Annotated in this window: 12 protein-coding genes; 9 read left to right on the top strand and 3 right to left on the bottom strand. The window is 57.6% G+C overall.

The genetic code is table 11. The annotated features are described in order from the left end of the window. Positions 1-117 precede the first annotated feature (117 nt). The 7 genes from UM93_RS09865 (at position 118) to UM93_RS09835 (ending at position 13,440) form a co-directional block, all read left to right on the top strand. Positions 118-510 carry a hypothetical protein gene (locus UM93_RS09865; protein WP_045075315.1) on the top strand — a complete coding sequence of 131 codons (393 nt, stop codon included), beginning with the start codon at positions 118-120 and terminating at the stop codon, positions 508-510. Positions 511-1,760: 1,250 nt separating this feature from the next. Continuing rightward, positions 1,761-2,201 carry a hypothetical protein gene (locus UM93_RS09860; RefSeq protein ID WP_045075313.1) on the top strand — a complete coding sequence of 147 codons (441 nt, stop codon included), beginning with the start codon at positions 1,761-1,763 and terminating at the stop codon, positions 2,199-2,201. Positions 2,202-2,274: 73 nt separating this feature from the next. Then, positions 2,275-2,718: a hypothetical protein gene (locus tag UM93_RS09855; protein WP_157874128.1), complete on the top strand. Its 444-nt coding sequence runs from the start codon at positions 2,275-2,277 to the stop codon at positions 2,716-2,718. A 284-nt stretch (positions 2,719-3,002) separates the two neighbouring features. Then, entirely contained in the window at positions 3,003-4,565 is a 1,563-nt protein-coding gene (locus UM93_RS09850) for a hypothetical protein (protein WP_045075310.1), read from the top strand. Positions 4,566-4,905: 340 nt separating this feature from the next. Next, positions 4,906-8,427 carry a DNA-directed RNA polymerase subunit beta gene (gene rpoB / locus UM93_RS09845; RefSeq protein WP_045077211.1) on the top strand — a complete coding sequence of 1,174 codons (3,522 nt, stop codon included), beginning with the start codon at positions 4,906-4,908 and terminating at the stop codon, positions 8,425-8,427. A gap of 235 nt (positions 8,428-8,662) precedes the next feature. Further along, a complete protein-coding gene (locus UM93_RS09840) occupies positions 8,663-12,562 on the top strand; it encodes a DNA-directed RNA polymerase subunit beta' (RefSeq protein WP_045075308.1) in 3,900 nt (1,299 codons plus the stop codon). 146 nt (positions 12,563-12,708) lie between these two features. Beyond that, positions 12,709-13,440, top strand: a complete 732-nt coding sequence (locus tag UM93_RS09835; protein WP_045075306.1) for a DinB family protein — start codon at positions 12,709-12,711, stop codon at positions 13,438-13,440. Between the two features lie 81 nt (positions 13,441-13,521). Here the strand turns inward: UM93_RS09835 and UM93_RS09830 are convergent, their stop codons facing one another. Continuing rightward, positions 13,522-14,253, bottom strand: a complete 732-nt coding sequence (locus UM93_RS09830; RefSeq protein ID WP_045075304.1) for a TetR/AcrR family transcriptional regulator — start codon at positions 14,251-14,253, stop codon at positions 13,522-13,524. A gap of 123 nt (positions 14,254-14,376) precedes the next feature. Between UM93_RS09830 and UM93_RS09825 the strand changes: the two genes are divergently transcribed. Both UM93_RS09825 and UM93_RS09820 read left to right on the top strand, forming a co-directional pair. Continuing rightward, positions 14,377-15,855, top strand: coding sequence for an MFS transporter (locus tag UM93_RS09825; protein ID WP_045075302.1), 1,479 nt, complete (start codon positions 14,377-14,379; stop codon positions 15,853-15,855). Positions 15,856-16,022: 167 nt separating this feature from the next. Next, positions 16,023-17,204 (top strand): lipase family protein, encoded by a 1,182-nt coding sequence (locus UM93_RS09820; RefSeq protein ID WP_199921739.1) that lies wholly within the window; start codon positions 16,023-16,025, stop codon positions 17,202-17,204. On the opposite strand, the gene UM93_RS09815 is transcribed toward UM93_RS09820, so the two are convergent. Then, positions 17,201-17,911 carry a phosphonatase-like hydrolase gene (locus UM93_RS09815; RefSeq protein WP_045075300.1) on the bottom strand — a complete coding sequence of 237 codons (711 nt, stop codon included), beginning with the start codon at positions 17,909-17,911 and terminating at the stop codon, positions 17,201-17,203. The two genes, UM93_RS09820 and UM93_RS09815, sit on opposite strands and share 4 nt — an antisense overlap. Before the next feature lie 40 nt (positions 17,912-17,951). After that, on the bottom strand, positions 17,952-18,713 hold the full coding sequence (locus UM93_RS09810) for a GntR family transcriptional regulator (protein WP_045075298.1): 762 nt from the start codon (positions 18,711-18,713) through the stop codon (positions 17,952-17,954). Positions 18,714-18,849 lie beyond the last annotated feature (136 nt).

Raw genomic sequence — 18,849 nt, 5'->3', positions numbered from 1 at the left:
GCGATGAAAGTATTAGATCTATATATAATTGATTTATTATGGGCAAGCAAAGAAAATTGCCGTTGGGTCGGTGAGAATGGATTCCTAGGTGCCACTTGTCCGTTTTGAGGATGAAATATGAATAAATTTGAAGTAATTGACGCGGAAGCTCCAGCAATACTTCAGATTTTCGAGGATTGGAGTGACTCCGTCCTGTGGACCTCTGGTAAGTACGGCTTCCGCAACCCGCGAGGGGAAGAGCTTTCCCTTAGCCCGGAGTTAATTGAAAAGCTGGTGGCGATCGCTGATGAGAATTTCAGTAGATACGATTTGGAATACCCGCCGGACTCCCTGCCCAATGCGCCCGATTTCCAGCAGCGGCTCTGGAACCTTGCGCGGGAGGTGAGGGATCAGGTTGATCCTGAGTGGGTCGTGACCTGCACCGACCCTGAGGATGAAAAAATCAAGTTCGTTCGCCCAACCTGGGATTCACGACCCGCGCTGATATGGGAGTCCGATATTGAAATTTGATGAACTGGGTCTCCTGAAACGCCACCCGTACAGACCCTCTCCCAGACCGCTCAGCGTGAACTATGGCACCGGGGTGTCAGCTTCATGAGCCCTAATCAGCATTTTTGTCTAGTTTGTGGCTATCCAAATCTCGAAGAAGAGCCTCGATCTTTTTTGGGAGGTGCTTCACACGAAATTTGTCCGTCTTGTGGCTACGAGTATGGGTATACAGATGATGACTTGAGTATTTCCCAAGACGCCTGGCGGGAAGAGTGGGTTAAGGATGGTAAGCCTTGGCGCAGTTCCGCGGTGCTGAAACCTTCGCTAGGTTGGAATCCCGACACCCAGTTGGCAAAGGTTCCATATAAAAATCGATCAAAACACTCCTGGCTGCAAACGTCAAAATCACCACCATTTTTCTGTCCGGTTTGCGGATGGGACAGATTGCGACTTCCCCCTTACTCAAGTCGAGGCGTCGGCTCTAACGAGGTTTGTTACTCTTGCGGGTTTCGTTTCGGTGTGACCGATGATCATGGGCATATTAGTCAAGCTGAGTGGCGGGCGAGGTGGATTTCAAGGGGATGCAACTGGTATGCGTCTCACTCAGGTCCCCCGTTGGCTGGAAACCTGATGAGCAATTAAAAAACCTGGGTAGATCCGACTCCGATTAGTTTCAGTCAAGAATCAGGCCAGCAGTAGTCTGGCTACAGTCTTCATTGGGATGGGGTCTGGACGAGAAGCGTCAGAATCCTCATCAATGCTAGTCTGTTGATATTATCGTTTAGGCTTTAATCCTGGTTGGGGGATTTACATGGGGCAGTCAGTTCTTATCTTCTTTATTGGACTGGCTGCTCTCGTTGCTTGCATCTTTGGATTTTTGAAGCGAGATTCAATAGCTTCCCTATTGAAGTGGGCGAATCGAAATGTTCCCGGTTTGAGGTCCGCATCGCGTGAATCGATCTCTGGGTCAATAATATTTCCGCTATTTGGCGGCATGGTCATTGGGATCGCCTTTATGGTAATTGCCATCGTGCGTCTCTTTGCTGGTTAGCTGCCAAGCTAGCTCCGAATTCCGCTGGTCAACCGTTCGCCTCAGCTGAGGCATCCTGCTTAACCTCGGTTGCTTTCGTCGGCGCCTCTCAACTGCTGACTGGAAGTTTTGTTGGAAGTGACTGGAAGTTTTTCGACGACGCTTGAAACTGACGGATTGACACGTGTAGAAATGGTACATTTTTGGCGTTATCGGCTGGGGGTTGACCGTCAGGAGTGAAATGCACCAGGAAGTTCGGCTAGCTGTGCCTCGGTTGCCGCTAGTCCCTGCCTTGCACCCTCGGAAGGGGCGTGCCACGACGAGTTCGGCCTGGACTCGAGATTCGGCCGATCAAGCGGCACTAGTTTTGCGTTATGTTTTGGAACGCGGATTTAGCCAGGTGGAAAACTCCGGACGCCGTCAATTTGTCACTGATTTGGCTGAGTTGCTCTTGAGTTTCGGCGTGAACGCCAGCCCAGCTGAGTTGAAAGTCGCTGGCTTAGCCGCTCCGGCGCTAGAGATACTCCGGACGCTACTTACTGAACCGATTGAACTTCAATTGCACTTCGCCCGGTCGCTGACTGCGGTGTTGAATATTGAAGACCGGAAGTTGGTGGCACAATTCCTGGATCGGCATCAGGGTGTGGACGGCAGGCTGCGAGCCGTGCTGAAAGAAATCTAGCTCGACTCTCTTCGGTCTTCGGCGCATCCAGACTAGTTTGAGGTAGGAAGTAGCAGGAATGAAAGAATTTATAGTGGGCAAGGTTGCCAGGCTGCTGGTTTGCTTGGCCGCGGCGGCACTGTGTTTTTCGCTCAGCTCCTGCGCGGCACAGAAGGTGACCGAAGATCAACTGATTGGTTCCTGGGCATTTGATCAAAGCCGTGGCAACAAATCCGAGTCGACGGGTGGCACGCTAAGCTTCGAAAAAAATGGAGTGTTGGTATTGAACGGTACGCCGGAGAACTTTTTTATCGGCAACTATACCGACGCCCACTTAAATCAGCTGAAAGCGGAGTGGAAGATCGGTGACGATAAGTTCTTTGCCGGTGACGATGTGGTGGAAATTTCCGCCAAGTCGCCCAGCGGTGGATTCAAGGTTCCGCTGACCTTTGAAAAATCCGGTGACGAGTATTTCCTGATGGTGACACCTGACCCAGATCAGCCACCGGGCTTCTACTTCAAGAAAGTCAGAGGGTGATCCGAGCCTGGCTGATGGCTGAGCCAGCGCCTACTAGGGTCGCCGCGGATTATTCCGCCGGGCCTGAGGGTTGAAGAGTGGCTGAAGAGTGGCTGAAGAGGGTCCCACGAGGCTCCAAAGAGGATCTGAACTGGGCGGGGGCTTAGACATGGCGCTCGGTGGCGCCTAGATTGCTAGTCGTAGCGGGAGTCAAGCAATTAGTGCAATTTTGAAATAAAATAGAGTTCTGCGATATTTTTGACGCCGCAACTCGCGGTAGCCGCTGATTGGACGGAGACGGTGCGATGATCAAGATCATTGGCTCAGCCCTGCTGGGAGCGGGAATCGCGGCTTTGCTGGTGAGTTTCCTGGTCCCAGTTTGGTGGCTTATTGCACTTGGCGTGACTGGCATAACCCTCGGTTTCATCTGGTTATTGCTGCGCGGTATGGCCCGCAGTGTGCTGGGCGGTTTTCGAGGTGACCCCAAGGAGTTCCGCGAGGTGACCGCGAATGGACAGCTCGCCTGGGCCGAGATCCTTGGTCTCAGCCGTACCGGAATGGTCATCAACGACTCGGATCACGGTGTGGAGTTGTCGTTAGGTGTGCTGCCGCACGCTGGCTACCCTTTCAAGACCAAGACGCGGACCCTGATTCCAATTACTGAGATGCCGGGGTATCAGCCAGGCACTCGAATCGCGGTGCGGATGTCCGGAAAATATCCAGGCGTTGTGGTGGTGGAGAAAAACCCGCCAGCTGAATTTCTTCGCAGCGTGCCGCGCGCCGGTGCTACCTCTTTTGTCGGGGTGCCGGAATTTCCCGGTGCGGTGCCCAAGGGGCGCTCTAAGCTGTCAGCGGTACTTCAAATTGCCGCCTTCCTGCTGGCGGCCGCAATGGTCGTGGTGCCGTTCAAAGATCCGGTGATCTCTTTTTTCCAAGGGAACTCCGAAAAATTTGCCGGGGTCAACGCGCTCAGCGAAGAATATGGCAACCACGTTATCGAAGAACTCAAAAAAGTAACCGGCGGCACCAAGTTCACAAGCATTAACTTCTACCCCGGCCGAGTGCGTGCCGAAGCGCCTACCACGCCCGGATCGAATAAGGTCGATGACTTCAGCTACGACGCTGGCGGGGCGAGCCGTGAGGGACCTTCCTCGATTCAGCCGCAGAAGTTTGACGACGAAGTCTTTGACGTCGGCAAACTGAGTTTCGCTAACCTGCAGAGCTTTATCGATCGCGCGCCAGAGCTAACCAAGGTGGCAAATGGCAAAGTCACCATGGTGCGTTTGGATCGCTGGTCGGCCAAGCCCGCCGTTTTCACTATTAGCGTCAGCGGTGATTATGGTGACGGTTCGGTGGCGGTCTCCACCAGCGGCGTCGGGTTGTGGGTGGAGACCGAGGACGAAAAAACCGTGATCCTTCATTCGCTGCTGGAGCCGGCTAACTTGCCCGTTGCCTTTAAGGAGCTGCAGCTAGCGCTTAAAGGTCAGAAGATTACTCAGCTGACCCTGACGCCGCAGAGCCTGGAGGCTCAGGTTGATGCCGGGGCAGGTTCTGCGTCAACGGGGATCTGGACTTATTCGGCAGGCAGTGTGAGTTTCGCCAAACAGAACCTTGCCGGAGGTATTGGTAGCGTAGCGGAGCGTTCCTTCCCGCTGCCGCAGCTGAGCCCGAAACAGATTCAAACCACTTTCAAACAGCTCAAGGGAACCGATTCGCAGCGACTCACGATTAGCCGTGAGGTCAGCCTTTCGATCAATTCCGGGGAAGAATGGAAAGGGGGAGAGCTAGTTTTCACATACACATCACAGGATTCGGAAGGTCAGATGGTGTCCATCAGCACCAATGCGCAGGGCGTGCGTCGGCCCTGAATCTACGCGGCACGCTGAGTCGAGTTTTTCCGATGATCAGTTGATTTCTAGGCTCTCTCGAGTGAATTGACGTCATCAACTGAGAGTTGCCCGGGCAGTTTCGGCAGAAACTCGCCGAGGAAAAGCCTTGCATCCGGCGGGTGCGGAGGCGTACTCTGACAGGCTGGACATATTTGGTCCAATGGGGTAGATTAGAAATTCGCGTCTTTCCTGTTTACCCTCAGCCTTCATATAGCGGTGGGCTCGCCATGTTCTCGAATAGTGGAGCATTGGCAGCGGTAGTGATCGAATCGATCGAAGGAGAGCCGCAGTAGCCTGAAGGTCTGTGGAAGGATCCCTCTTGGTCGCCTCAAGCGCCTCTAATAATCAAACCGCTAACGACGCCAGCTCCGCTGATAGTACAGATGGTGCAACCCGGCGTATTTCATTCGCAAAGATTCACGAACCGCTTGATGTTCCGAATCTGCTCGCGCTGCAAACCGAAAGCTTTGACTGGCTGGTTGGCAATGAACGCTGGCAGGACCGGATGCAGAAAGCTGTGGACTCCGGAGATGAAAGCGTAGCCACCACCTCGGGGCTAGCCGACATTTTCGAAGAGATCTCCCCGATCGAGGACTTCCAGGGCACCATGTCCCTGAGCTTCTCTGAGCCGGAGTTCGCTGATCCGAAGTACACCATGGACGAGTGCAAGGATCGCGATGCGACCTACGCCGCCCCGCTGTACGTCAAAGCCGAGTTCATGAACAACAACACCGGCGAAATCAAGCAGCAGACGGTGTTCATGGGCGACTTCCCGTTAATGACGGAGAAGGGCACATTCGTGATCAACGGCACCGAGCGTGTCGTGGTCTCCCAGCTGGTTCGTTCACCCGGTGCCTACTTCGAGCGTGCCGCCGATAAGACCAGCGATAAGGACATCTTCACTGCGAAGATTATTCCCTCGCGTGGTGCCTGGTTCGAACTCGAAATCGATAAGCGCGATCAGGTCGGCGTTCGCCTTGACCGCAAGCGTAAGCAGTCGGTCACCGTGTTGCTGAAGGCGCTCGGCTGGACCGAAGGCCAGATTCTGGAAGAGTTCGGCGAGTTCGACTCGATCCGCGCCACCTTGGAGAAGGACGGCACCGCGACTCGCGAAGACGCACTACTTGATATCTATCGCAAGCTGCGCCCGGGCGAGCCGCCGACAGTCGAAGCTGCGCAGACTCTGCTGGAGAACCTGTACTTCAACCCGAAGCGCTACGATCTGGCCAAAGTTGGCCGTTACAAGATCAACCGTAAGCTCGGCATCGACAAGTCGCTGGCTGCCCCGAACGCCTCGGTGCTTGACATTGACGACATCGTCGCGATGATCAAGTTCCTGGTCACCCTGCATGCCGGCGGTAAGACGTTGACCGGCAAGCGCGATGGCAAGGACGCCGAAATCCGCGTTGAGATCGACGATATCGATCACTTCGGTAACCGTCGTATCCGCGCTGTCGGCGAACTGATCGAGAACCAGGTCCGCACCGGTCTTTCCCGGATGGAGCGCGTTGTCCGCGAGCGGATGACCACTCAGGACGTCGAAGCGATCACCCCGCAGACCCTGATTAACATCCGCCCCGTGGTGGCCGCGATCAAGGAGTTCTTCGGCACTTCGCAGCTCTCACAGTTCATGGATCAGAACAACCCGTTGGCCGGTTTGACGCACAAGCGTCGTCTTTCCGCGCTGGGCCCGGGTGGTCTTTCCCGCGACCGCGCAGGCATGGAAGTTCGTGACGTTCACCCGTCCCACTACGGCCGGATGTGCCCGATTGAAACCCCTGAAGGCCCGAACATCGGTCTGATCGGTTCGCTGGCTTCCTACGGCCGGATCAACCCCTTTGGCTTCATCGAGACCCCGTACCGCAAGGTCTCCAAGGGTAAGGTTTCCGACGATGTCGATTACCTGACCGCTGATGACGAGGTCGAGGTGGTTATCGCTCAGGCTAACGCGCCGCTGGATGCCAACGGCAAGTTCGTCGAAGACACCGTGCTGGTTCGCCAGCGTGGCGGTGGCGGCGAGCCCGTGCTGATCCCGGCCGACGAGGTCGAGTACATGGACGTCTCGCCGCGCCAGATGGTGTCGGTGGCTACCGCCCTGATCCCGTTCCTCGAGCATGACGATGCTAACCGCGCTTTGATGGGTGCCAATATGCAGCGTCAGGCCGTGCCGTTGGTGCGTTCCGAGGCCCCAGTAGTGGGCACCGGTATGGAGCGTGCAGCTGCGGTTGACGCAGGCGACGTGGTGATTGCTAAGAAAGCCGGTGTGGTCAGCGAAGTTTCTGCCGATCTGGTGATCGTGCTGAACGACGATGGCACCGAGACCAACTACCGGATCGCCAAGTACAACCGCTCCAACCAGGGCACCGCTTATAACCAGCGCGTCTTGGTTTCCGAAGGTCAGCGTCTGGAAATCGGCGGCATCATTGCCGACGGCCCAGCCACCGATCAGGGCGAACTGGCGTTGGGTAAGAACCTGTTGGTTGCTTTCATGTCCTGGGAAGGTCACAACTTCGAGGATGCCATCATCCTTTCGCAGCGTCTGGTTGCCGAAGACGTGCTTTCCTCGATCCACATCGAAGAGCACGAAATCGATGCTCGTGACACCAAGCTGGGTGCCGAGGAGATCACTCGGGATATTCCGAACGTCTCCGAGGAGATCCTGGCCGGTCTGGACGAGCGCGGCATCATCCACATCGGTGCCGAGGTTGACGCCGGCGACATCCTGGTTGGCAAGGTCACCCCTAAGGGCGAGACCGAGTTGACCCCGGAAGAGCGTCTGCTGCGCGCCATCTTCGGTGAGAAGTCCCGTGAAGTTCGTGACACCTCGCTCAAGGTGCCGCACGGCGAGTCCGGTACCGTGATCGGCGTCCGCGTTTTCGACCGTGACAACGACGATGAGCTGCCCCCGGGCGTGAACCAGTTGGTCCGCGTCTACGTGGCTGCCAAGCGTAAGATCACTGACGGTGACAAGCTGGCCGGCCGTCACGGAAACAAGGGTGTTATCTCCAAGATCCTGCCGATCGAGGATATGCCGTTCCTTGCTGACGGCACCCCGGTCGATATCGTGCTGAACCCCTTGGGTGTGCCCGGTCGTATGAACGTCGGACAGGTACTGGAACTTCACCTCGGCTGGATCGCCAAGACCGGTTGGAAGGTTGAAGGCAACCCGGAGTGGATCAAGAATCTGCCGAACATGCCGCGTGAGACTCCGGCTAACCAGACGCTGGCTACCCCGGTCTTCGACGGTGCTCGCGAAGAGGAAATCGCGGGCTTGCTCGATTCGACCAATGTGACCCGCGATGGTGACCGCTTGATCGACCGCTCCGGTAAGACCCGGTTGTTCGACGGCCGTTCCGGCGAGCCATTCCCGGATCCGATCTCGGTGGGCTACATGTACATCTTGAAGCTTCACCACTTGGTGGACGATAAGATTCACGCCCGTTCCACCGGTCCGTACTCGATGATCACCCAGCAGCCCTTGGGCGGTAAGGCGCAGTTCGGCGGACAGCGTTTCGGTGAAATGGAAGTGTGGGCGCTGGAAGCATATGGCGCCGCTTACACCTTGCAGGAACTGCTGACCATCAAGTCCGATGACATTCACGGCCGTGTCAAGGTCTACGAAGCCATCGTCAAGGGTGAGAACATCCCGGAGCCGGGTATTCCCGAGTCCTTCAAGGTTCTGATCAAGGAAATGCAGTCGCTCTGCTTGAACGTGGAGGTTCTCTCCACCGACGGCAACACGATTGAAATGCGTGACTCGGATGAAGAAGTCTTCCGGGCCGCGGAGGAACTCGGCATCGACCTCTCCAGGGCTGAGCCGAACTCCGTCGAAGAGGTGTAGCTAGGCTCGCCGTGGCTAGGGCAACCGTTCCAAGCGGAACCTTGCGGTGAAGCTGCGGAGGGTATCGGGGAAAGCCGGATACTAGCGGGCAAAGGTCGCTAAGCGACCGCAGCCAGGTCGTTCCGGCGGCCCGATACCTGCAGCAGCGGCTCGAGTATACGGCTGACGGCGGCTAGAAAAGCGAACACAGACTTTGGTAAGACTTCAGACACAAGATTGAGAGATAAGGACCCACATGTCCAGCGAATCTACATTCGGGCTGATGCAAATCGGTCTGGCCACTGCGGATGATATCCGTGACTGGTCTTTCGGCGAGGTGAAGAAGCCGGAAACTATTAATTACCGTACCCTCAAGCCGGAGAAGGACGGGCTCTTCTGCGAGAAGATCTTCGGACCTTCCCGTGACTGGGAGTGCTACTGCGGCAAGTACAAGCGGGTGCGCTTCAAGGGCATCATCTGTGAGCGCTGCGGCGTCGAGGTGACCCGCGCTAAGGTGCGTCGTGAGCGGATGGGCCACATTGAACTGGCTGCTCCGGTGACCCACATTTGGTACTTCAAAGGCGTGCCGTCGCGTCTGGGCTACTTGCTCGACCTGGCGCCGAAGGACCTGGAGAAGGTCATCTACTTCGCTGCCTACATGATCACCAGCGTTGATGAGGAAGCTCGTCACGCTGAGTTGCCGAACCTGCAGGCCGAGCATGACCTGGAGAAGAAGCAGCTCGTTGATACCCGGGATGCCGATATCGCCGGCATCGCTCGTGACCTGGAAGGCGAGCTGAGCAAGCTCGAAGGCGAAGGTGCTAAGGCAGCCGATAAGAAGAAGGCCCGCGATTCCGCTGACCGTCAGATGGCGAACGTGCGCAAGCGTGCCGATGCCGATATTGAGCGCCTTGAACAGGTCTGGGATCGTTTCAAGAATCTTAAGGTCGCTGATCTGGAAGGTGACGAGGGACTCTACCGCGAATTGCGTGACCGCTACGGTCTGTACTTCGAAGGTTCAATGGGTGCCGAGGCAATCAAGAAGCGCCTGGAGAACTTCGACATGGAGGCCGAGTCCGAGGCCCTGCGCGATGTTATTCAGAACGGCAAGGGTCAGCGCAAGACCCGTGCGCTGAAGCGCCTCAAGGTGGTCAATGCGTTCCTGACCACCAAGAACAGCCCGCTCGGCATGGTGCTCGACGCCGTCCCGGTGATCCCGCCGGAACTGCGCCCGATGGTGCAGCTCGACGGTGGCCGTTTCGCTACCTCGGACTTGAACGACCTCTACCGCCGGGTGATCAACCGGAACAACCGACTCAAGCGCTTGCTTGATCTGGGAGCTCCGGAAATCATTGTGAACAACGAAAAGCGGATGCTGCAGGAAGCAGTTGACGCGCTCTTCGACAACGGTCGTCGTGGCCGTCCGGTGACCGGTCCGGGTAACCGCCCGCTGAAGTCGTTGAGCGATATGCTCAAGGGCAAGCAGGGTCGTTTCCGTCAGAACCTGTTGGGCAAGCGTGTTGACTACTCGGGCCGTTCGGTCATCGTGGTTGGTCCGCAGCTCAAGCTGCACCAGTGTGGTCTGCCTAAGCAGATGGCGCTTGAACTCTTCAAGCCCTTCGTGATGAAGCGCCTGGTTGACCTCAACCACGCGCAGAACATCAAGAGCGCTAAGCGGATGGTTGAGCGTTACCGCCCGCAGGTTTGGGATGTGCTGGAAGAGATCATCACCGAGCACCCGGTATTGCTGAACCGTGCACCAACTCTGCACCGTTTGGGTATCCAGGCCTTCGAGCCTCAGTTGGTGGAAGGTAAGGCTATCCAGCTTCACCCGCTGGTTTGTGGTGCTTTCAACGCCGACTTCGACGGTGACCAGATGGCAGTTCACCTGCCGCTGAGCCCCGAAGCTCAGGCTGAAGCTCGCATCCTGATGTTGTCCTCGAACAACATCTTGAAGCCCTCCGACGGCCGTCCGGTCACCCTGCCTTCGCAGGATATGATCATCGGTCTCTACCACTTGACCACCAAGCGGGTCGGCTCGGCCGGTGAAGGTCGCATCTTTGCTTCGCAGTCCGAGGCAATCATGGCGCACGACGCCGGTGAGTTGCACCTGAACTCGACCGTCAAGATTCGTCTGAACAACTTCGTGCCTAACGCGGAGTGGGAAGCTCCCGAGGGTTGGGAAGCCGGTCAGCCGGTGCTGGTCGAAACCTCGCTCGGACAGGTCATTTTCAATGACACCCTGCCCGCTGATTACCCCTGGGTTGAAAAGGTTGCCGATAAGGGCCAGCTCTCCGAGATCGTGAACGATCTGGCCGAACGTTACCCGAAGGTTGTTGTGGCGGCAACGCTGGATAACCTGAAGGATGCCGGGTTCTACTGGGCAACCCGCTCGGGCGTCACCGTGGCGATCTCCGATATTGAGGTGCCCGCTGCTAAGCCGGCCATCCTCGAAGGTTATGAGGTCAAGGCCGCCAAGGTGCAGTCTCAGTTCGAGAAGGGCTTGATTGCTGACGACGAGCGTCGTCAGGAGCTCATCGACATCTGGAACCAGGCAACCAACGACGTTGCTGACGCGATGCGTAAGAGCCTGTCCGCGGCCAACACGATTAACCGGATGGTTTCCTCCGGTGCTCGTGGTAACTGGATGCAGGTTCGTCAGATCGCCGGTATTCGTGGTCTGGTGGCTAACCCGAAGGGTGAGATTATTCCTCGTCCGATCAAGTCCTCCTACCGTGAGGGCCTGTCGGTGCTGGAATACTTCATCGCCACCCACGGTGCCCGTAAGGGTCTTGCCGATACCGCTCTGCGTACCGCTAACTCGGGTTACCTGACCCGTCGTCTGGTGGACGTCTCGCAGGACGTCATCGTTCGCGAAGACGATTGCGGTACCGAGCGTGGTCTGACGCTGCCGATCGCGGTGCCGGATGCCAACGGTGAACTGGTGATGCATGAGGAGGTCGAGAACAGCGTTTACGCTCGCACTCTGGCCACCGAGGTCACCGATGCCAAGGGCAAGGTGCTGGCCGAGGCCGGCGCCGACGTCGGCGATGTGCTGATCGCGGAACTATTCGCGGCTGGCGTCACCGACGTCAAGGTTCGCTCCGTGCTCACTTGTGAGTCCGCTGTCGGTACCTGTGCTCAGTGCTACGGTCGTTCGCTGGCCACCGGCAAGCTCGTCGACATTGGTGAGGCTGTTGGCATCATTGCCGCACAGTCCATCGGTGAGCCCGGTACTCAGCTGACCATGCGTACCTTCCACACCGGTGGTGCTGTTTCGGCCGGTCGTGGCGAGGACATCACCCAGGGTCTGCCCCGTATCCAGGAGCTCTTCGAAGCACGTACCCCGAAGGGTGTCGCGCCGATCGCTGAAGCTGCTGGCCGGATCACCATCGAAGAGACCGAGCGGCAGATGCGTCTGGTGCTTACTCCGGATGATGGCAGCGAGGAAATCGCCTACCCGGTGCTGCGTCGTGCGCGTCTGCTGGTTGCCGATGGTGACCGCGTCGAGGTCGGCCAGAAGCTCGTGCAGGGTGCTGTCGATCCTAAGCAGGTGCTCCGTATTCTCGGCCCGCGTGCCGCGCAGAAGCACCTGGTTGAGGAAGTCCAGGGCGTTTACCGTAGCCAGGGTGTGGGTATCCACGACAAGCACGTCGAGGTTATCGTCCGCCAGATGCTGCGCCGCGTCACGGTGATCGAATCCGGTGAATCGGAACTGCTGCCCGGCGAGCTTGCCGAGCGTGGCCGCTTCGAGGCTGAGAACCGTCGGGTCGTCTCGGAAGGCAAGAAGCCAGCTTCTGGCCGTAACGAGCTGATGGGCATCACCAAGGCCTCGCTGGCTACTGAGTCGTGGCTCTCCGCCGCGTCCTTCCAAGAGACCACCCGGGTGCTCACCCAGGCGGCAATGGAAGGCAAGTCGGATCCGCTGCTGGGTCTGAAGGAGAACGTGATCATCGGTAAGCTGATCCCGGCCGGTACCGGTCTGCCGCGCTACACCGATATCACGGTGGAGCCCACGGAAGAGGCAAAGGCCAATCTGTTCACCGCACCGAGCGCGTTCAGCGACTTCGACTATGCCGGAGTCGGTGGCGATCTCACTCCCGAGTTCCATGCCATCCCCTTGGATGACTACGACCTGGGTGCTGACTTCCGCTAGCCCGCTCGCCTGAGCGTCAGGCATCGAGGGCTCTTGGGTGCATCTTCGGATGTACTCAAGAGCCCTTTGTCGTGTCTGCTTGCCTGGTGAAAGAGCTGCCTGCCGCTGCTCTAGACCGCCCTACTGGTGACTGTTATATTCGAGCGATGACTGTCTACTCCAGCACCAAGGAATTCGAAGGCGCCAGCTTCGTCAAAGCGAGCTTTAAGGGCGCTACTATACGGTTCTCCGATGTCAGCGGTATGAAGATGCGTAGCGTTGACGTGGACGGTTTGGACATCGACAGTCATGATTTGTTCTTCGGTAGTCTCCTCGTCAACGGCGTCGATGTGGTTCCGCTCGTTGATGCTGAGCTTAATCGGCAGTTTCCGGGCCGCGAATTACAGAAAGCGCAGACGCCAGAAGGCCTCCGGGAGGGCTGGGTGGCGGTACAAGCGGCTTGGCAAGAAACCGTGGATAGCACTCCTTCGGAGCTGGTGGACGAGCATGTGCCGGACGAATGGTCGCTAGCTCAAACGCTGAGGCATCTTATTCTGGCGACCGATGCCTGGCTGGGCGGCGGAATTCTGCGGCGCTCCCAGCCCTTTCACGAGATCGGTCAGATCTTCAGCGGCGCCGAGGAAATGGGTTTCGATATGTCGATCTTCCGGACCGAGCCCCCGAGCTACCAGGAAGTCCTCGCGGTTCGCGCCGAGCGGCAACAGCAAGTGACTGATTTCTTAGCCACTGCAACGCCTGAGCTACTCGCCGAGGAGCGGCAGAACCCCTGGGGTGGCGATGATTGGCGCCCCAGCGTTGGCGACTGCATCCGAGTGATCCTGGAAGAGGAGTGGGCACATCTGCGCTACATTCGACGGGACCTCGCGTTGCTAAGCTGAGCTGCTCGCTGGCCGGCGCCCATGCTGCTCGCTGGACGGTACTGAGTTGAACAGCTGCCGGTGACGCCAGTAACGGCTAGCTTAGCCGAGGTTGCCGATCATCAGGCCAAGCGCGAAGTCGAAGCGCTGGTGACCAGTACCCGAGGTCAGCTCGGCCGCATAACGTTTTGTTTGCGGGAATCGATCTTCAGGTAAAGCAGCAAAGCGTTGAAAAACCTGTTCTTGCTCTTCTCGGCTGATATTCCAGGACTCCTCAGCTTGCTGCTGTCGTTGACCGGCCAGCGAGATTTCCAAGGCATAACCGCTGACGTAGAGGAACAGAGCATCGATCGCCCAAGCCGCGGTCTGCGGCGCGACGCCACCGGCCAGCAAGATGCCTAGCATCCCTTCATTGACCTGCAAGACGTCGAGATTGGTCACCACCAGCGAAAGAGCTGCCCGGGAGATGCCTGGGTACTTCAGGTACTGATCGCGTAGCTGACTGCAGACGTCGATAATTTGCTCTTGCCAATGCTCGGGGTCCGGCGTTGGCAAGCTGAGCTGAGCGCAAAGCCTGCCCATGATCAATTCATCGATATCAGCTTTGTTGACCACATGAGCGTAGAGCGAAGCCGGCCCGGTATTCAACAGGTTTGCCACGCTACGCATGGTCATTGCGTCGTAGCCCTTACTGGCGACAACTTCGAGAGCAGCGTCGGTAATTCGCTCCACCGTGATAGGCACATTGCGGCGCTTTTTGCCCACCTTAGTCGCCTGAGGAGGCTCGGCCTGGGCGTGCCGTTCGGCTCGGCGTCCGCGGGGATCTGTTGCCATTCCTACAGTCTAGCTTGACACGAACAGTGTTCCATTGATAGAACTTAGTTCGTTATTACGAACTAAGTTCGTAACTACCATTCTTAGTCCTGAGTCATAACGGCTCGCTTGAAGGGAACTGTGATGAGTCTGCAGCCCGAACAATCGCCGAGCGAAACCCTGCTTCGAGTAGCTGATTCGCCGCGATCCCTGCGTCAGGCCTGGGTTGCCTTGGCCGGATTGGCCGCAGTTTTTCTCTTTGAAATGCTGGATAACTCGATCTTGAATACGGCGCTGCCGACCATCGGTCGGCAGCTGCAGGCTTCGAGCACCGGGTTGCAGTGGGTGACTGGCTCGTACTCGGTTATTTTTGGCGGACTAATGCTCATTTTCGGTGCTATTGCAGATCGCTTTGGTCGACGCCGGATCATGCTGATCGGTCTGGTGCTGCTCGGGTTGGCAAGTCTGGCAACCGTTTTCGTTACCACCGAGCAGCAGCTAATTGCCGTGCGAGTGGCGACGGGCTTCGCTGCAGCGATGACCACCCCCGGTTCAATGGCTTTGGCTTTCCGGCTGTTCGCCGAGGATAAATTGCGGGTTCGGGCGATCACCTTAATTTCGACCGTCGGCTTGGTTGGCTTCGCCATCGGCCCGGTGATTGGTGGTCTGGTGCTGACTGTTGCACCGTGGCAGGTGCTGTTGCTGGTCAATGTACCGATAGCGCTTTTGGCCTTTTTTGGTGTGCGTTCGGGTATTGCCGCGGACCGGGCGGAAGAACTGCATCGAGACCCTCTCGATGTGCCTGGTGCCCTCTGCGGAACCGCAACCATCGTGTTGGCTCTGATCACCCCGACGTTGTTTGTCAACGAAGGTGCTGGCTCCTGGCTGCCCTGGCTGGCCGCTACTGGCACGGTAGTTGCCGCCGCACTGTTCGTCGTGCGGGAGCGCCTTAGCCGCTATCCGATGCTTGATTTGAAATTGATCTCCAGGCCATTGGTGTCAAGCGGCTTGGCCTTCAAGGCGGCAACCGGTTTGGCGACTGCAGGCTTGGGCTACCTAGCCACTCTGCAATTGCAGCTGGCCTGGGGTTGGCCGCCCGCCTTAGCCGCGCTCGGGATGCTGCCGCAGGTGTTAGTCCTGGTTGCGGGCGGAGCGTTTGTTAGCCCCTTCGTCGAGAAGGTCGGCTTGGAACGGGCAGCCTGGCTGAGCGCTGCCGCGGTGGTGCTCGGGTTGGCAGTCTACGGCTTACTAGGCGGTCTCGGTTATCTCTGGCTGGCGATCTCGCTAGCCCTGGTTGCTGCTGGTTTGCGCGTCAATGGCGTTGTCGCGGCGACCAATGTACTCCGCGGCCTACCGGAGAACCGCACCACGATTGGCGTGGCCCTGGTCGATACTTCGAGTGAGGTTGCCACCGGTGTCGGCGTGGCGCTCGCCGGGACGATCCTGGCCGCACTTTTTACCGGAAGTATCGCGACGACGAATTGGACCGTAGCGCAGGCTGCGGAATTCCGTGCCGGGGCGAGTGCTGCGGGATTATTACTTACCCTGATTGCCGCGGTTCTGGTGGCTTGGGGCTTCCTGCGTGGTCGGTCTGGCAGCTCACTCCCCGGGAATTCCGAGTGAATTCGTGGTTTACTCGCGGATTCGCTAGTAATTACTAGCGAATCCGCGACTTATCAACGAATTCGCGCTGAAGTGTGCCGAGTTTAGAGTCGCTTGGGCGACTAATTTAGGGCTTTGTCGCTGAATTAGCATTGCAATTTTAATAACGGTTCTTTACGCTTCGGTACGTGATTCGTAAATCGTTGGTGATGGCTCTTGCTTTCGTGACGGCGGCGCTGAGTGCGCTGGTGTTCGCGCCGTTGGCTTCCGCAGCCACCCCGCCCAACTGGTCCGGGCTGGATGTCGCCGATTACTCAGGTGAGATTCCCGCTAAGGCTGGCACCTTAATCAAGCAGGTGCCGCTCGATCCTTCGGTATCGCTGACCGCGGCCGGTCAGGCCTACAGATTTTTATACTCGACCAGCAATCAACACAGTTCTTCCGCGGTAAGCACCGCCGAGCTTTTTCTGCCCCAGGGCAAGGCTCCTGACGGTGGCTGGCCGATTATTGCCTGGGCTCATGGCACGGTCGGCCTAGGTGATAATTGCACACCTTCGGCCCTGCCGGCTAATGAACGTCAGAGTTTTTATTTGCCATTCTGGTTAGCCCAGGGCTACGCGGTCGTCGGCACCGATTATGCCGGACTGGGCACACCCGGGCTGATGAGCTATCTCAACGGCAAGGTGGAAGCACATAACCTGGTTGACTCGGTCAAGGCTGTGCAGCAGATGGGCCTACCGCTGTCGCGTAAGTGGGCTCTGGTTGGTCAGTCACAGGGTGCTGGTGCTGCCATGAACGGTGCTCGCTATGCCACCGAATTCGGTCCCGAACTGGACTTCCGTGGCGTGGTGGCCACCGGCACTCCGGCGCATATCGAACTTTTCGCCCAGCTCGGCGGACCACTCATCCCGCCGGTGCCGATTACGAAGAATCTGACCGCCTACCTGATTTATATTGTGGCGGGCTTCCGCGACGCACGACCTGATCTGAAGATCGATGACATTCTCACTCCCTTTGGCAAGCAACTTGTCCAACAAGCCGAGACTAGCTGTTATCTTGAGTTCGCGGATCTGGTTGCGGGAAAGACGATCGGCGCGATGTTTAAAAAACCGATCCTCAGCATCCCCGGTGTATATCAGGCACTGAGCGACTATATGCAGACCCCTGATAATGGCTACGACCGGCCGATCTTCTTAGGTCAGGGCATTTTCGATATCGATGTACCGGCCCCACTATCGATCTCCCTCGCCGCGGGACTGGCCTTCCATCAGCAGGACTACGAACTGCACATCTATCCGAGCGACCACACCGGCACGGTCTACGCTGCCGCTAATGACGCCGCGACTTTCATGAAGCGGATTATGCGCTAGTCGCGGTTAGTGATTTTGGTCAGTAGCTCCGGGATGTCCGCAGCGCTGTTCAGAATGTAATCGGGTTGGTGCGGGGTGAAGGCTGCAGCCTCAAGCTGTCCGCTAAGCACAGCACAACTGATGGTTCCAGCGTTCAGGCCAGCCTGTACGTCGACTACGGTGTCACCAGCGCTGAGCACTGTCCGGACGTCGGTGACGCCAAGTTTTTCCATCGCATGATGGATCATAAAAGGCGCGGGCCGCCCAGCGGTAACCTCCGAGGTGGTGACCACAGCGTCTACCGTGGTGTGCAAACCTTCGCCAACGCTCCAGTCCAGTGAGGAAAGCAGCGGACCGACCACTGCGTCGTCAAAGCCGGTGGTCAAGGCAACTTTGACTCCGGTGAAACGTAATTCGGCCAAAGCGTCGGGGATACCTGCCAATGGCACCGGTGGTAACTGTCGGTAGCTATGCGCCAAAATCTGATGGAACCTGCCAAAAGCGGCGGTAACGTCCTGGCGAGCCGGCTCGCGGCCAGCGGCTCGCATCAAGCCTTCAATGGCGGTGATCTTATCGGTGCCCATCCACAGCTGCAGATCCGAGTTGCTGACCGAGGCGCCAGTCTCGGTAACGCATTCGGCTAAGGCTTGGTAAACCAGGCCATGGTCATCGATGGTGGTCCCGGCCATGTCGAGGACTACGAGGGAAATAGCTTTGGATTTGGGCATGATGCTCCGGTTCTTGGCTAGTTGAGAGGGGTTTCAGGGACTAACCTTGAGCGGTCCGGCCGTCCAGGCTGACCCGGTTCAAAGCTGTTCGTTGTGGCAGCGTATTGTCGACGGCGAAGCTAGCTAGCTCTGGGCGGTAGCGATCCTCGGCGTATTCAAGGGGCTGGCCGGTGGAGGAGGAAGTGATCCGGCGTTCGCGGAGCAGTGGCGAACCTTCGTCAATTCCCAAATGCTGAGCATCGTGATTGCTGGCTGCCACTGCGTCGATCACATGATGTCCGGAATACAGGTCGACGCCGGAGTTGCGTAGATGATGAAAGATCGATCCGCTGTCGGTGTCGAAATCGAAGAGCAGCCGACCGACCTCAAGGACGAAATAAGACAGCTCCAGCATGGTTGGCTCATCGTCGAGGAGTCGTAATCGGGAGACCGAGACAATGGAGTCGCCCTCGGTTATTCCTAGTTTGACCGCGACATCGGAGGGCGCAGGGCGTCGTGAAACTTCAAGGGTTTTTTGACCGGGCCGCATTTTCATACTTTGCGCCCACTCAGTGAAGGACATGAAGGTACTGAACGACTGTGCCGGGGTGCTGGCCCTGACGATGGGCTGGCGGCCTCTTCCGCCGGTGATCAAAGCTTCCGCCCGCAAAGTGGCCAGTGCCTGGCGAACTGGGCCGCGAGAGATGCCAAACTCCTGGCACAGTGCAGCTTCGCTCGGCACGGCCGAACCTTCGGGCCAGTCGCCGTTGCGAATCCGGTCCCTCAGCTCCTCGCTTAGACGCTGATGCAGCGGAGTTGTCATTACTTCATCTTAGATGGCTTAAGGCTGAAATTTTCTTTGTTCAAGGCGTTCTGAAGTGAATATTTAGTTAATGGCAGGGGTCAAAAGTTAACACAATTAGAACATGTATATACAAGTTCCACTAAAGTCGTATTTT

The organism is Psychromicrobium lacuslunae, assembly GCF_000950575.1.
Lineage (GTDB): Bacteria > Actinomycetota > Actinomycetes > Actinomycetales > Micrococcaceae > Renibacterium > Renibacterium lacuslunae.
The sequence above is the reverse complement of the archived record's forward strand: the minus strand, read 5'-3'. Positions and strand labels throughout refer to the sequence as shown.

Bases quoted from the DNA above. Each gene is read 5' to 3' on its own strand.
- UM93_RS09865 (WP_045075315.1), top strand. From the start codon at position 118: ATGAATAAATTTGAAGTAATTGACGCGGAAGCTCCAGCAATACTTCAG.
- UM93_RS09860 (WP_045075313.1), top strand. From the start codon at position 1,761: ATGCACCAGGAAGTTCGGCTAGCTGTGCCTCGGTTGCCGCTAGTCCCT.
- UM93_RS09850 (WP_045075310.1), top strand. From the start codon at position 3,003: ATGATCAAGATCATTGGCTCAGCCCTGCTGGGAGCGGGAATCGCGGCT.
- UM93_RS09840 (WP_045075308.1), top strand. From the start codon at position 8,663: ATGTCCAGCGAATCTACATTCGGGCTGATGCAAATCGGTCTGGCCACT.
- UM93_RS09835 (WP_045075306.1), top strand. From the start codon at position 12,709: ATGACTGTCTACTCCAGCACCAAGGAATTCGAAGGCGCCAGCTTCGTC.
- UM93_RS09830 (WP_045075304.1), bottom strand. From the start codon at position 14,253: ATGGCAACAGATCCCCGCGGACGCCGAGCCGAACGGCACGCCCAGGCC.
- UM93_RS09825 (WP_045075302.1), top strand. From the start codon at position 14,377: ATGAGTCTGCAGCCCGAACAATCGCCGAGCGAAACCCTGCTTCGAGTA.
- UM93_RS09815 (WP_045075300.1), bottom strand. From the start codon at position 17,911: ATGCCCAAATCCAAAGCTATTTCCCTCGTAGTCCTCGACATGGCCGGG.
- UM93_RS09810 (WP_045075298.1), bottom strand. From the start codon at position 18,713: ATGACAACTCCGCTGCATCAGCGTCTAAGCGAGGAGCTGAGGGACCGG.